The sequence below is a fragment of the Exiguobacterium sp. 9-2 genome, from assembly GCF_036287235.1.
Lineage (GTDB): Bacteria > Bacillota > Bacilli > Exiguobacteriales > Exiguobacteriaceae > Exiguobacterium_A.
Genome location: NZ_CP142850.1, coordinates 1347144 through 1362575, shown reverse-complemented (window position 1 = coordinate 1362575; position 15432 = coordinate 1347144). Strand labels below are relative to the sequence as shown.

The following is a 15432-nucleotide window of genomic DNA, read 5'->3' as shown; positions in this document are numbered from 1 at the left end:
CTTAAATGAACTTACTTCGTATTCTCTGTAGTAGCTTGGATACGGTATAACCTAATCTTCCAAGCAGAATGTTGATCTTCAAACGTTTTTTCGTACTGCAATCCAATGGCTGCAGCATTTTTGATTGGTACAGCAGACAAAAGATATGTCGCACCGATTTGCTTCAACTGTGCTGTATTGATAGATAAATGTCGAACCGGTACTTGATGCTCCTTTGTGTACTCGTATTCCTTACCGAGTTCAGATGAAAACACATAGACTCGATTTCCCCACGTATCAAAATAACGTTGTAATAGCTTACTTTTATCCAATTCTCCAGCAATCACCTTTCGGAAAGATGCTTTATAGCGTAATGGATAAAAGTTCACATAACCATCCACGGTTTGCATACCATTGTATTGTGCGATCGCAGGGTGCAATCCGAGAGAAGCGACCTGATAGTCTTTCGTTGGTTGGTTGATAAAGCGTTTAATGTCAGAAAACTGAGAAGTCGCATAAAACGCTTCATAGGATGGATGATGACGATAGAGGAACTCGGGATTCCATGCAAGCAAGACAAGGGTTTGGGCTACGAGCAAACAAGTCACCCATTTTCGTTTGGCAGTTCGCCATAGCCAGTCGAGCATCAAGTAAAACAATGCATACCACAACATCGGTTGAAGGAAGTGGAATCGTGAGAAATTGAAAGTTCTAATGAGAGAGACATGTTGCTTTAACGGATTCCACCCCTCATAAAACCAAAACGCATACCACAGCGATAGTCCAAATAGAAACCACATCAAAGTTCGAATTCGTCTTGCTGCATGATCTTTTTGACGAAATACTAGAAATCCAACAATCAGAAGTGTTAGGAGGATGATGGGCGATTGTACTGCGCGATCATGTGTATGACCAAACACCAAATTCTTAAAAAATAAACGAATACTTGCCCAAAATCCGTTATTCCCTGTTTCGAAGTCATTTCGACTCGTAGGCTCTTCTTCCCACAGCATCGAGAAGACCAGTCGATATTCAATTAATAAGTATAAAAGGACCTGAAGGCCATAGGCGATCCAAAAACGGCTATGAAAACTACGTGCGCGTATCTCCTTCACCATATGGTAAATGGCAAGCGTTGCTAAAAAGAAAACGATTCCTAGCACGAAGCTCGAATAGAACGGAACCACTAACAATACGAATGCACTCGATTTTATTTTCCGTCCATGCCAGATATTCCAATAAGCCCACAATAAGAGTGGCATCCCAAGCGTGCTGAGCATGCCCGATGGCCAGAATGGTGTCCAAGAAAATAGAACTGCTACCCACAGCGCATATGATTTAGGAATAACCCCTTTCGCATAATCACGTAGTAACAAGTACATTCCTAAGAAAGCAAAGATTCGGACCAACGTTTGACTGATCACGTATGCCGTAAATGGTGGGAACCATTGATATAGCCACACGATACCTGTAAACTCACTGACGAAAGCATTTCTCGAGACGACCCCACTTAATAAGTCAGGAACAGTCGCATGAAGGCTTGCGTAAATACTATTGGTATCGACCAATGTTTTATACCACGTGATGTTTGAGTCTAGATTATCATGAATACGGACATGTGCATGTTCCCCCAGTAAGACCATCGGTAAAATATAGAGGCAAGCTAGTAGCAGCCCTATTAATATGCGAGTTTTTTCTCTCATCATACCTCTCCTTCATCTACTTTAAGATTTAATTCTTTTGTTAGTAGTTTCAAGAAATCAATTGCCTGTTCTTTTCCTCTTATAACTTTCTTTATGGTATATACTCCCTAAGAAACTATTTCCAATGATACCTTATATCACAATAGGATAGGTGACATTTATTAAATTTACTTTTCAGAATTAAAGTTAATTCAATTAATAAATTAGTTAAATGGAGATTAGAAGAATTAATCAATCTTGACCAGACCTCTTCTTCTTTTTCTACTTTTCCCTTTTATGAATGACTAACTATAGATTTTTTTAATTCTATCGAGGAACTACAAAGAAGCATCGTACCATTTCTGTTAAGAAAAGATACGATGCTTTTGGGTTCTTAAATTTACTTCATCAGCCTTCGAAAAGGAGAACAAGATTTGGAGACTTTGTTTTTTATATGACGAAGTTCCATAGGTACGTGTAAATTTAAAAATGATTTTAAGATCGAACTAGAAAGTAACCTGGATTACGCTATTCTCCTAAAAAGCACAAAATAATTAATTACTCAAATGGAGTGCGTTAAAATGCATATTCAAACTATAGATGCTTCAAAAAAGATTTATTATGATGAACTTGGCTGGTTAAGTGCATCTGACTGGTTGCATTGGTTAGATATGCATTTACAGTGCCATTTAAGAAAAAGATAGGCACTACATTACTCCTTATTTACAAAACTAATTATTTTTCATGATCGACTACATTTTTTCTCTATAAAAAAGCATCCATATCGGACGCTCTTTTTGTAGATTGAATATTTACTCTTTATTTTGAAAGATTTCTGTGTTCTCAATACGAATAGCATCTACGATACCGCAATCCATACAAAACGAAAATACTTTTTGAGCACTATGAAATGACCCTTTAGATGGCTTTAGTGGAATATAATCTGTTGCCTCTTGAAAATTAGTACTTCCGCATGATGAGCAAGTTTTATTTTCCATTTAAAGTACCCCCAATAAATATTGTCTATAAAGTAATTTACATCTAATTCAATCTTATTTTATCATTCATGATATTCTGAACAAACCAATCTACCTGTCTTGAATGTAGCGATCGAACCAGCACGAGCTGCTGAGCAAGAAAAAGGATTTTCCATTGTCGCCTCTGATGTCAAGAATCCCTCTATGCATGTCGCTGAAAACGAAGGTGAAAATCCAGATTGAAGAGTAACGTCTTTTTGCGATAAAGCATCCCTTCTGTAGAGTAAATCTACATAAGAGATGCTTTTTGTGACCTCAAGTTTATTAAACAAAAAATTATCAACTGTACAAGATTAATTACGTTTTCTTATAAAAAAAGTTGATTCTGTTCGCAATCAGATTGGCTTATCAAAGTTTGGTTTTTTATCCATGCCCCACGTAAAGATCTGTGCCCGTGTATGGCGATTCGGATCGTACAGAGGATCACCCTCGATTTCAGTGTAGGTCCGTGCATGATACACAATGACATCTTGTCCCTGTTCATCTACTGTAAAGCTATTGTGCCCTGGTCCATATTGACCAACCTCTTCATTCGTCGCAAATACGGGTGACGATGATTTTTCCCAAGCATCCGGATTCAATAGGTCTGCGTCTTCTGAGGCACTCAACATACCCATGCAATAATTCTCATCCGTTGCACTAGCAGAATACGTAATGAAGATTTGTCCATGACGCTTCAGGACTGCCGGTCCTTCGTTCACCAGAAAACCCTTTGTCTCCCAATCAAGCTCTGGCTTTGTCAACATGACTTGTGGCTTTTGAATGGTCCATGGATTCTTTAAAGTTGCAATATATAAGTTCGAGTTTCCTTCAATGGAAGGATCTTTTTGTGCCCACACTAAGTAATGAACGTCTTGATGTTCGAAGACGGTCGCGTCAAGAGCAAATGAATCCCACTGCGTTTTTATTTGTCCGCGTTCTAACCATTCGCCTTCTAGAGGATTATCCGAACTATTCTCTAAAACGAACATCCGATGATCAAAGAGTCCGTTTACAATCTCGCGTGACTTCGCAGCCGCAAAATAAAGATACCATTTCCCATGAATACGATGTAATTCGGGTGCCCAAATTAGATCACTCATAGGGCCAGTTTCTGGTTTAATCCATGCTGTCACCGCTTCTGCATCCCTTAGTTCATGGAGAGATCTAGCACGACGCAATTCGATTCGATCGTATTCAGGAACAGACGCTGTAAAATAATAATAACCGTCAGAATGCAGATACATCCATGGATCTGCCCGTTGCTCTAAAACAAGATTTCGATCCTCTGTCTGGTTCATCGTGTGACCTCCTCGTTGACCATCCTGTTTTCAAAAACAGGCACATCTCCCTGCCAAGAAAATGGTCGTACATACGTATGACGATTCGGATCCCATAATGGATCCCCTTCGATTTCTCTATAGTTCCGTGCATGATAAACAATCATATCGGTCCCATCTGCGAGTGTCGTGAAACTGTTATGACCTGGTCCGTATTCACGGATTGACTCATTCGTCGTAAGAACGGGTTGCGGGTATTTTTCCCAATGAGTAGCATCTAACACATCCTCTTTTTCATTGATACGAAGAAAACCTACACAATAATTATGATCCGTCGCGCTTGCTGAAAACGTGACATATATATAGCCATTTCGCTTTAAGACAGCAGGTCCTTCGTTTACAAGAAAGCCGACTTTTTCCCAAGCATATTCCGGTGTCGCAATCATCGTTTGCGGTCCTGTCAATGTCCAAGGATTCTCCATTTCAGAAATATAGAGATTCGAGTTCCCTTCAATTTTTGGATCTTTCTGAGCCCAGATGTAATATAACCGGTTTTCATGCTCGAACGTTGTCGCATCGAGGGCGAATGATTCTTGCCATGTCTTGATTTGTCCTTTTTCCGTCCATTGACCTTCCAGCGGATTGGCTGAACTATTTTCGAGAACGTACATGCGATGATCAAAAATAGCATCTTCACGTGCCGACGCGAAATAAAGGTACCATTTCCCTTGAATGTGATGTAATTCTGGTGCCCAAATGTTAGCGCTCATGATTCCGGTCGAGCGCTTCTGCCATACGACTTTCTCTTCTGCTTTAGTCAACTCCCCGATTGTCTGAGCACGACGCAGCGGAATACCGCTAAAGTCAGGTAAGGACGCCGTAAAGTAGTAATAGCCATCTGTATGCCGCATGATCCATGGATCCGCGCGTTGTTCTACGATTGGATTTACGATTGTCTCTGTCATAATGAACGCTCCTCTGTTTCAAAGTGGCTCGTCTGTAAGCTCATCTGTTTTAACAGCGTGTGTCTCTCTCGAAGACGATATGCTTCTCTCTTGCTACTCGCTAGGAGAAGAGACGAAATACCGATTTCCTCTGGCTGAAGAGGTGCTTGTAACGAATTAAAAATGGACTCCAACTTCTGCCTTGTTGGCATTTGAGTGACCCAATCACCTAGCTCCTTTGGTACATCAGGTTGTTCTTGGATCATCGCTCTATAAGTATCGATAAGTTCCATCGTCGCAATCGCTACTTTTGTACCGTGTAAGACGGCTGGACGGTCATGCGTTAAGAAATCCATCTCCCAATAATGAGAGAGGTGGTGTTCTCCACCAGATGCAGGATGTGAATGCCCAAAAATCAACATCGCAATTCCTGATAAGATCAATGAATCCATCAGTTGATCCAAACCTTCCGCTTTTTCTGCATAGATATCTGGTAGAGCTTTTACACAATCGGATAAAGCAATTTCGGTCAATCGAGCAACTACAGGACAAAAGGGTTCTTGTCCATCAAAGGCACCAAAACGCCAATCCAGTAAGGAGGTGTACTTCCCAAGCATGTCCCCGACACCTGCTGCTATTAACGCCCGAGGTGCATCACGGATAATGTCACTTGGGATGAATACGGCAATTGGTGAGACGAGCTGATAGGTGATTTTTTTCCCTCTTATAATTAAGGGAGCTCCTTTCGAAGTAAACCCGTCCACCGAAGGAGCGGTCGGAACAGACAGAAATGGGATTTTTGCTTTCGCAGCACAAAACCGCGTCACATCATGAATCGTCCCTGCTCCGAGTGCAATCAACGCATCCACACTATCGTCCAACTCGAGCATTACTTGTACAACTGATAGTTCATCAGCTAAAACGTCCCCTTGCCTGTTCGGCGAGAGCGTGACTATTGATACGTCAATTCCTACTGTCAGTAATGCTTTCTTCAGTGGAGAATAACCGACCATCTGCGTATTGACATCACCAATGACGAGGAGGTGCCGCCACTCTTTTTGCTGCACAAACTCGACCACTGATTGCCATACTTTTTCAGAGGCACTGATTTGTTCAATCGTAATGGGGTAATGTAGATTTCCACACGAACAAGTAGCAACCTGCTTTTGTATCTGTTCGAGGTTCATCGACTGACTCCTTTCCCAACGCGATATTCCGTTTCCCAGTGATACGTCTCTCTTGCTAATAATCGAATAGATGGAAAATTACTGTGATGAACGGCGTCCGGAAGATGTTGCGGCTCGAGACAAACACCATAATATTTTCGAGAGCGTCCCTCACGTAAGATCGTTTCTTCATTCATCTGGTTTCCTGAATAGAGCACAAGAGCTGGTGCAGTCGTAGACAACATCAAGGAACGCTTACTTTCAGGATCGTACAGCGTCGCTTTTCGTTGGTCGTCGAATAAAAATGGATGATCATAACCATTGACGAGTTGATTTTGTGGATGGCTTGAAGCTGGACCATCTCCTAGCATTCGTCCTGATTGGAAGTCAAAAGGGGTCTGATCGACATCCAATAGGCGTCCTGTAGGAATCAAATCATCTCGCAGCTCAGCAAATTGATTAGCCGGTAACGTCAATTCATGTCCTAAAATATCACGACTTCCACCACTTAGATTAAAGTACGTATGATTTGTCATATCGCATACCGTATCCGTGTCACTGATTGCCTCATACGTAATTTTGACACCGTCAGCTAACAATTCAAACGATGCTTTGACATCGAGTGTACCCTTATAGCCATTCTCACCATCAGGACTTACATACCGAAGAACGAGATGAGTATTGGATACGTCTTCCATTTTCCAGAATTGACAGTGGAGACCGTCTCCACCGTGAAGATGATGCTTCCCTTCGTTTTGAGGCAGATGGTAAGTTGCACCGTCCATATCGAATGTCCCGTCCTCGATTCGACCAGCGACACGTCCGACAGTCGCTCCCAAGTAATACGTGTCTGTCTTGTATTCTTCAACCGTATCGTATGACAAAATGAGATTTTTCCATCCCTCATCTTGAATCGAAAACTCTTGCAGGGTTGCTCCATATGCCAAAATGCGTAAACGACACATATCGTTCTCGAGCGTAAATGCCGTCTGATTTACTACTTCTTGTCGCTCCATCTCAAGTCGCTCCTTTTTCACCAAACCTTCACCGGGCAATGCTTTGTTGCAAGGCGTGCCCGGTAAGAGACATAGCACCCGCACTTCAAACAGGTATCGTCCTGATAAAACGGACAGACTGCACATTGACGAAGACGTTTCTGATACTCAGCGTCCGTGACTTGCGGCATGACTTCCGCGTCGATGGTTAATAACCAATCAGTGTCTACTTTTGTCGGTGGACAAGTACGACACCGTCTTGTCTCGACGACTTTCATCTTAGCGAACCGCCACTGTGATGACGCTCATCGCCGGAACATCCATGATGAGCTTTCCGTCTTCTGTCACCTGGACCTCATGATCACGCGGCGCAACCACATCTGGTTGTTCAAACGTGTTATGGGCATTGAGATGATCTGCTGTTAAAATACGTGCCGATACGTTAGAAATCGTCCCCATTCCCCGCAAATCAATTTCTACTTTATCGCTATTTTGATGATCAAGCTGGCAGAGGCTAATGTGCAATACACCATCAGCATCGCGAGAAGCTGTCGCGTTTACAGAAGGAATCGATTCTTCTTTAGCTACATAGTCACGCGTGATGGCTGCTAGCTCGACTCGTTCAGCATCTTGGTGAACGCGATACATCTCAAAGACATGGTACGTTGGCGTAAGAATGAACTGGTCACCCTCCGTTAAGATCATTGCTTGAAGCACATTGACCATTTGTGCGATGTTCGCCATGTGAACGCGGTCATTATGCTTATGGAAGATATTGAAGTGAATCGCTGCGACAAGTGCATCTCGGATTGAGTTTTGTTGATACAAGAAGCCTGGGTTTGTTCCTGGTTCAACGTCGAACCACGTTCCCCATTCATCAACAATGAGACCGACGCGCTTTTCTGGATCATACTGGTCCATGATTTGCCCATGCTTTGTGATCAGTTCATCCATGTAATAAGCACGTTTTAGGGTGATGAACCATTCATCTTCCGTAAAATCTAACGCTGATCCCTTACCTAACCAAAAATCGCCCGGAATCGTATAATAGTGCAGACTAAGACCATCCATCATCGTACCCGCTTCACGCATGAGAACTTCAGTCCATTTGTAATCATCAATGTTTGCACCACCAGCAATCTTATAGAGTTGATTGCCATCATAATTGCGGACATATGTCTGATAGCGACGATATAGATCGGCGTAATACTCCGGACGCATATTCCCACCGCAACCCCAGTTCTCGTTACCAACACCGAAATACGTAAGCGACCACGGCTCTGTACGGCCATTCTCCTGACGCCAGTTCGCCATCGGTGATTCTCCATTGAACGTCATATATTCGACCCATTCAGACATTTCTTGGACGGTCCCACTTCCAACGTTTCCACAAATATAAGGCTCACACTCTAGTAATTCACAAAGGCGCATAAATTCATGGGTTCCGAAGTGATTGTTTTCGACGACGCCACCCCAATGTGTATTGACCATCCGCTTTCGGTTTTCATTTGGTCCAATACCATCTTTCCAATGATACTCGTCTGCAAAGCATCCACCCGGCCATCGTAAAACCGGAATGTTCAATTTCTTCAATGCTGTCAATACATCGTTCCGAATGCCATCTGTATTCGGTATGGATGATTCTGGACCAACCCAAAGCCCTTCATAAATACAACGTCCAAGGTGTTCCGCAAAGTGCCCATAGATATGCTTACTGATTTTACCTTTTGGTAAATCCACATTGACGATTAGTTGTGTTGCAGCTTCTTTTGTATTTAGTGTTGATGTGACGAGTTGGTTATTCATAGTATCTCCTCCAAGAAAAGGGACCTAGGAAGGTCCCTATAAATTATGGTCGATAGTACAGTTCATTCCAACGTAACTCATTATTAAACCGAACCGTCTCCGTTTCTTTATCGATGATAGCAATTTCAATGTTCAGAAGTTCTGCGAAGTCGCGTAGTTGTTCAGTTGTCACTTCATAGGAGTAACAAGTATGGTGCGCTCCCCCGGCTTGGATCCAGTTTTCGACAGCTTGAGCCATCGATGGTTCTGTTTTCCATAGAACACGTGCCACAGGAAGATTCGGCATTGCTTCATCCGGCTGGATGCCCTCGACTGTGTTTACCAAGAGACGGAAGCGATGTCCTAAATCAATCAAACTAGCGTTCAATGCCTTGCCATTCTGTCCTTCGAATACCATCCGCGCTGGCGCTTCACGATCTCCGATTCCGAGAGGATGTACCTCGATTCTAGGCTTATCGACCGCAATGGTCGGACAGATTTCGAGCATATGCGCCCCTAAGACCATTTCGTTGCCTGGTTCAAAGTGATAAGTATAATCTTCCATGAAAGATGTCCGTTCGTTGCTCGCCATGATTTTCATAAGACGAACAAGCGCTGCGGTTTTCCAGTCTCCTTCTCCAGCAAACCCGTACCCTTGCTCCATCAATCGTTGAACGGCTAGCCCAGGTAGTTGCTTGATGCCATGTAGGTCTTCGAAGGTTGTCGTGAAGGCAGTGTATCCACCAGCTTCAAGAAAAGCCTTCATGCCGAGTTCGATGCGACCTTGATAGCGAACCGATTCCTGGAATGCTTCTTCTTCCATTCCAGTATTCGTCACTTCATACCGCGTGCGATATTCTTCCATCAAGTCATCTAAATCTGACTCCGATACCGCATTCATGTAGGTGACGAGATCGCCGACACCATACCCATCAACCGTCCAGCCCAGTTGAATCTGCGCTTCGACTTTGTCACCTTCTGTCACTGCTACATTCCGCATGTTGTCACCGAATCGCGCGACTTTTAAGTTCTTACTTTCCGCTAACGCATGCGCTACATTCATCCAAGATGACATCTTTTGACGTGTGAGTTCATCTTCCCAATGACCGACGAGCACTTTTCGCTTCACGTTCATTCGACTTGTGATAAAACCATGTTCACGATCACCATGCGCCGACTGATTGAGGTTCATGAAATCCATATCGATCGCATCCCACGGGATGTCACGATTGAACTGTGTCCCAAAATGGAGCAATGGTTTTTGTAAGACACGCATCCCACTAATCCACATTTTCGATGGTGAGAAGGTATGCATCCATGTGATCACACCGGCACAGGCATCATCAGCATTCGCCTGCAACATCATCTGCCGAATTTCTTCTGCATTTTTGACGACTCCCTTGTAAACAATTCGATCCCGGAAGACGTCCGCTGCATCTAATCCTGAGACCATCTCTTTTGAATGTGTTTCGACTTGACGAATTACCTCCTCACCGTAGAGCATCTGGCTTCCTGTCACGAACCAAAATTCGTGTGTGTTTGCTGTCAACATTTAAAATCCCCCTCATCTAGCTATGTGCACCTATCATTTCTGACCGTAGTAGGCGTTTGCTCCGTGTTTGCGCAAGTAGTGTTTATCTAAGATGCTTTGTTTGATGGGTGCTAATCCTGGATTCAGATTCAAGGCATGAATACCCATCTTGGCTACTTCCTCAAGTACGACTGCATTGTGCACGGCTTCATCCGCATGCTTCCCCCAACAAAAAGGTGCATGATTTGCGACCAGCACACCTGGTACAGCAACAGCTTCCAAGTGTAGTTCGTTCAACGTCTCAATGATGACGTTTCCGGTTTCTAACTCGTACGCCGTCTCGATCTCTTCATCAGATAGTTCACGTGTACACGGAATTTCTCCATAAAAGTAGTCGGCATGTGTCGTTCCGAATGCAGGAATTGCTCGTTTTGCTTGCGCCCAGCTTGTCGCCCAAGGGGAATGCGTATGGACAATGCCTCCAATCTCAGGCAGAGCACGATACAAAGCCAAATGTGTTGGCGTATCAGAAGATGGACGTAGATCACCCTCGACAACATTGCCTTCTAAATCGACTACGACTAAATCATCTATCGTCAAAGCGTCATAGGGGACACCACTCGGTTTGATAACGACTAAACCCGCATTTCGATCAATCCCACTGACGTTTCCCCACGTAAAGGTGACTAAGTCATGCTTTGGCAATGCTAGGTTCGCTTCAAGCACTTCTTCTTTTAATTGACGACTCACCATACAGGTTCTCCCTTCTGACGCGACGCTTCAGCTTTGATTTTCTTTAATCGCTTCATCACATCGTTTTCTCCACGACCGAAATAATCGTATAGTTTCGTATACTCAGCGAACAGCGCCTCATACACTTCAACGTTTTCTGGAATCGGAAGATATGTTTTTTCTTTTACACGTCCCATCTTCGTCGCTGCTTCCGTGATGGTGGCATAACCGCCTCGTTCTGCTCCTGCGGCTACGGCACCGAACATGGCAGATCCTAAAGCGGGGGTTTGAGAAGAGGCTGAAATCTTGATTTCCATGTTTAGAACGTCAGCATAAATCTGCATCATCAAGGCATTCTTCTCCGCAATTCCTCCTGCAGCGTATACTTCGTGGACGGGAACACCGCTTGTGCGGAACGCTTCGACAATCGTTCGCGTGCCATAGGCCGTCGCTTCAATCAATGCGCGGTAGATATCTTCTGGTTTTGTCAGTAATGTTGCACCTAGAAGTACACCCGTCAGATTTGTATCCACTAGTGTAGAACGATTTCCGTTCCACCAATCAAGGGCGATCAATCCATGTTCACCGACGCGTTGCATCGTTGCCTTATCGGTCAATAATTGATGCGTACTAACTCCTTGAAGAGTTGCTTCTTGCAAATAGTCACTTGGTACACAGTTTTCGATGAACCATTCGAAATGATCTCCGACACAGGACTGACCAGCTTCGTACCCCATATACCCTGGTAAGACTCCGTCTTCGACGATCCCGCACATACCGGGTACGACCTGCTCCTCTTCACCAAGCAGGATATGACAAGTAGAGGTTCCCATCACCATCAACAACTTACCGGGTTCCGTGATTCCAACGGCAGGTACTGCAACATGCGCATCAACATTTCCTACTGCAACGGCAGTTCCCGGAAGGAGACCGATTCGTTCTGCAAAGGATATCGTTAATTCTCCTGCTTTGGCCCCGATTGGTGCGATGTCATTGGAAAGCTTCTCTTCAACTACGTTCTCAAGTCGTGGATCTAACGCTTTAAAAAACTCATTTGAAGGATAGCCTTCCTGTTTGTGCCAGATCGCTTTATAGCCAGCCGTACAACTATTGCGTACCACTTTTCCAGTCAATTGAGAAACGACCCAATCCGTCGCCTCTAAAATTTCGTGAGCAGCCTCGTAAATGGAGGGTGCTTCGTTTAGAATTTGCCAGACTTTTGGAATCATCCATTCGGACGAGATTTTCCCGCCGTAACGCTTTAAAAAAGGTTCTTCGCGTTCAGTCGCAATACGGTTTAAAGCGTCTGCCTCGTCTTGAGCTGCATGATGCTTCCACAACTTCACATAGCTATGCGGATTATGTTGATACTCTTCATGGAAGCACAACGGATTTAAATCGGCATCGATCGGTAGAATCGTACAAGCTGTAAAATCGATGCCGAGCCCGATGACTTGTTCTTTCGTGATACCTGCCTCTTTGACAACTGCCGGGATCGTCATTTCCAGGACCTCTAAATAATCACGCGGATGTTGGAGTGCCCAGTCATGTTCAAGCCGTGTTTTTCCATCAGGCAAAAATTGATCCATCACTCCATGTGTGTATGGTTTGACTGCAGTCGCCACTTCGTGACCTGTTTCGACGTCAATCAAGACGGCTCTACCTGATTGCGTGCCATAATCAATTCCGATTGTATATTTCGACATTTCATCACCCTACTCCCAAAAAGAATACGCTTACATTTCAGAAGAAAAAATAAAGTGTGTGGGCACTCTCTTGTTTTCATCCGGACAAATAATCAAAATCCATGCAGAAAATTTAAATAAACAATAAATTTGTACGTATAACTTATACTATGATTGTATCAATTATTTAGGAATATGCAATCATTTTTCAGAAAAATACGCATTTTTTGACGTTTTTTTCTATCTATCAGATGATCAACCTTCTTTAATACATTCATTTGTCCGTACAAATGATGGGTTCAACGTCTTTTTGCCCAAACTGCTGTTCCATCCTTACTAAGACCTGTCATGATGATCGTTGATTTCCAATTTTCCCAATCCCATGCTGCACCAACCTGTAACTCGTATGTCTCCTGTCCTATGCGTAATTCAAGGATGCTTCCCTTTAGTTGCCATGAACCCTTCTTACCCAAAAGACTGCCATCCATTTGCAACTTTAGCTTTCTTGATTGTTGCTGACCGTCATCAAAGCGCGGGAAAGCAATGATCTCCCATTCTCCAACGATCTGCTCTTTTTGAACATTGATTTTCTTTTCACCTGCGTATCGTTCGGGCGAAACCACTGGCCATCCATCTTTTGTCCAATACACTTTCCTCACCTGCAATTGCGACCAGTAGATATCTTCACTTGGTCGAGCTTGATGAATAATAAAGGTATCTTTTCCATCCTGTAAAAATGCAGAGTGACCGGTCCCTACATAACCGTCGTCTTCTTCAAAACGGTAGGAGCCTACAATTTTTACACCCGTATCAAAAGATTCATTTGAAGTATCACGTAGATCACGACCACGTGAATCAACATAAGGTCCATTGATCGATTTCGATCGCCCAATCCTTACGTTGTACGAATCTTCTAGCCAACCGTATGAAACCATCAAGTAGTAGTAACCTGTCTTTGCGTTGAAAAGAATTTCTGGGCCTTCAATTCCCATCGTCATATCTTTTCGCTTAGCCAGCAACTCCCCTTCTGATGACTTTTTCATCAGCTTTCCTGTATTCGGATTGATTTCCGTCAAGAAGATACCGCCAAAATAGGAGCCATACGTCATCCACCATTTCCCCGTTTTATCTTGGAGCACATGAGGATCAATCGCGTTGACTGATTTTCCATCTCCTTCTTTTGAGGCGATGACGACTCCCTGATCGTGCCATGGACCCTCAATATTTGAAGCGCTCGCCATTCCAATATACGAGGTACGACTCCCGACTTTTGAGACAGAATAGTAGAGGTAGAATGTATCCTTGATCTTCGTAATAGAAGGGGCCCAAAACGTATTTCCTCCTGTCCATTTGAATGCTTCTTGAGAGACTTCGTCAAATACACGTCCTGTAAATTGCCAGTTAATGAGATCGTTTGATTTTCGAATCTGGATGCCCGGTGTCGGCGGTCCCCCTACCATATAATCTGTCGAAAACACATAATAGGTATCACCTTCTTTTATGATTGCTCCGTCATGCGCAAAGTTTGTAGTCCATTTCTTTTCCTGATTCAAAATATCAGGTTGTACGTCTGCTACTTCCTTATCGAATGGCGCTTTCGGTAAATCCAAATCTTCGAGAGACGCATTCGTAGACCACCAAAAAAAAGAGCACCCTGCAATGAATAAGACAATGATCCCCATCATCATTTTTTTCATATTGTTTTTTCCTCCTTTAATCACAAACACCCGCCTTTACTTAAGACGGGTGTTTCATCTTTTCGTTACAGCTCAACCTTTAACGCCAGAAATGGCAATCGATTCGATGATTTGTTTTTGAAAGATCATGAAGACGATCAGCATTGGTAATAAGGCGACAACAGACGCGGCCATGATTAACGGATAATCACTTTGAATAGCATAGGATGCATTAAAGTTGGCGATGACCAATTGCAGGGTTTGTTTTTCGGGAGAATTGAGATAAAGAATCGGACCGAGATAATCGTTCCAAATCGCCATGAACCATAAAATCAATTGTGCAGCTACAGCGGGCTTGATCAATGGAAAGACGATTTTATAAAAGATTTGAAAATAGGAACAACCGTCAATTTTAGCCGCTTCGATGATCGAATTCGGAATACTGTTCAAGAATTGGCGTAAGAAGAAAATCATGAAGATATTCCCGAACAAACCAGGTACGATCAACGGAAGAAGGGTATCGACCCACCCGATTTCCGAGAACATCATAAACTGCGGAATCATCAGGACAGGATACGGAATCATGACAGACGCGAACAAAAGAAGAAAGATTTTATTTTTTCCTCTGAAATTCAACTTAGCGAACGCGAATGCCGCAAGACTCGAGGTGAACGTTCCAACGATCGTGACAGATAACGCGACGATCAAACTGTTCGATATACCAGACAACAGCGGACCCATATTCCAAATCTCCATATACTTATTGAACGATATGTCTGTGGGAATCCAAACCGGTGGAAGGGAAAACACTTCATCTTTTGACTTCAGAGAGGTCGATACCATCCACAATAATGGTGCGATCATGACGATTGCACCCATCGTCAGAAAGATGAAGACGAATATATCAGTAATTCGATCTTTTTTCTTCACGGACATCGTCTCTACTTTTTCTTTTTTACGG

Annotated in this window: 13 protein-coding genes and 1 pseudogene; 1 reads left to right on the top strand and 13 read right to left on the bottom strand. The window is 43.4% G+C overall.

The annotated features are described in order from the left end of the window. Window positions 1–11: 11 nt before the first annotated feature. Together VJ374_RS07045 and VJ374_RS07040 are read right to left on the bottom strand one after the other, a co-directional pair. Window positions 12–1682 (bottom strand): DUF6044 family protein, encoded by a 1671-nt coding sequence (locus VJ374_RS07045; protein ID WP_329470793.1) that lies wholly within the window; start codon window positions 1680–1682, stop codon window positions 12–14. 791 nt (window positions 1683–2473) lie between these two features. After that, window positions 2474–2659, bottom strand: coding sequence for a hypothetical protein (locus tag VJ374_RS07040; RefSeq protein ID WP_313586880.1), 186 nt, complete (start codon window positions 2657–2659; stop codon window positions 2474–2476). A gap of 87 nt (window positions 2660–2746) precedes the next feature. On the opposite strand from VJ374_RS07040, the pseudogene VJ374_RS07035 reads away from it, so the two are divergent. Continuing rightward, window positions 2747–2881 (top strand): annotated as a pseudogene (locus VJ374_RS07035) (hypothetical protein); the annotation flags it as partial. Between the two features lie 152 nt (window positions 2882–3033). Here the strand turns inward: VJ374_RS07035 and VJ374_RS07030 are convergent. The 11 genes from VJ374_RS07030 to VJ374_RS06985 form a co-directional block, all read right to left on the bottom strand. After that, window positions 3034–3978, bottom strand: a complete 945-nt coding sequence (locus VJ374_RS07030) for a glycoside hydrolase family 43 protein (RefSeq protein ID WP_214769672.1) — start codon at window positions 3976–3978, stop codon at window positions 3034–3036. Continuing rightward, window positions 3975–4922, bottom strand: a complete 948-nt coding sequence (locus VJ374_RS07025; RefSeq protein WP_329470790.1) for a glycoside hydrolase family 43 protein — start codon at window positions 4920–4922, stop codon at window positions 3975–3977. Before VJ374_RS07025 ends, VJ374_RS07030 begins: the two co-directional genes overlap by 4 nt. Next, window positions 4919–6088, bottom strand: coding sequence for a sn-glycerol-1-phosphate dehydrogenase (locus tag VJ374_RS07020; protein WP_308101405.1), 1170 nt, complete (start codon window positions 6086–6088; stop codon window positions 4919–4921). The genes VJ374_RS07025 and VJ374_RS07020 overlap by 4 nt, the downstream gene beginning before the upstream one ends. Next, on the bottom strand, window positions 6085–7083 hold the full coding sequence (locus tag VJ374_RS07015) for an aldose epimerase family protein (protein WP_329470786.1): 999 nt from the start codon (window positions 7081–7083) through the stop codon (window positions 6085–6087). Before VJ374_RS07015 ends, VJ374_RS07020 begins: the two co-directional genes overlap by 4 nt. Window positions 7084–7100: 17 nt before the next feature. Beyond that, window positions 7101–7253, bottom strand: a complete 153-nt coding sequence (locus VJ374_RS15990) for a DUF6171 family protein (RefSeq protein ID WP_442899607.1) — start codon at window positions 7251–7253, stop codon at window positions 7101–7103. An 88-nt stretch (window positions 7254–7341) separates the two neighbouring features. Then, window positions 7342–8868 carry an alpha-N-arabinofuranosidase gene (locus VJ374_RS07010; protein ID WP_052019041.1) on the bottom strand — a complete coding sequence of 509 codons (1527 nt, stop codon included), beginning with the start codon at window positions 8866–8868 and terminating at the stop codon, window positions 7342–7344. A gap of 43 nt (window positions 8869–8911) precedes the next feature. Further along, the gene (araA, locus tag VJ374_RS07005) at window positions 8912–10399 is read right to left on the bottom strand and encodes an L-arabinose isomerase (protein ID WP_214769659.1); all 1488 of its coding nucleotides are present in this window, start codon (window positions 10397–10399) and stop codon (window positions 8912–8914) included. Window positions 10400–10432: 33 nt separating this feature from the next. Beyond that, window positions 10433–11131: an L-ribulose-5-phosphate 4-epimerase gene (araD, locus tag VJ374_RS07000; RefSeq protein ID WP_047395665.1), complete on the bottom strand. Its 699-nt coding sequence runs from the start codon at window positions 11129–11131 to the stop codon at window positions 10433–10435. Beyond that, a complete protein-coding gene (gene araB / locus VJ374_RS06995) occupies window positions 11125–12816 on the bottom strand; it encodes a ribulokinase (protein WP_056060963.1) in 1692 nt (563 codons plus the stop codon). Before araB ends, araD begins: the two co-directional genes overlap by 7 nt. Window positions 12817–13094: 278 nt before the next feature. Next, complete coding sequence (locus tag VJ374_RS06990) at window positions 13095–14492, bottom strand: arabinan endo-1,5-alpha-L-arabinosidase (RefSeq protein ID WP_329470785.1); 1398 nt, start codon at window positions 14490–14492, stop codon at window positions 13095–13097. 72 nt (window positions 14493–14564) lie between these two features. Beyond that, window positions 14565–15407 (bottom strand): carbohydrate ABC transporter permease, encoded by an 843-nt coding sequence (locus VJ374_RS06985; protein ID WP_082478680.1) that lies wholly within the window; start codon window positions 15405–15407, stop codon window positions 14565–14567. Window positions 15408–15432 lie beyond the last annotated feature (25 nt).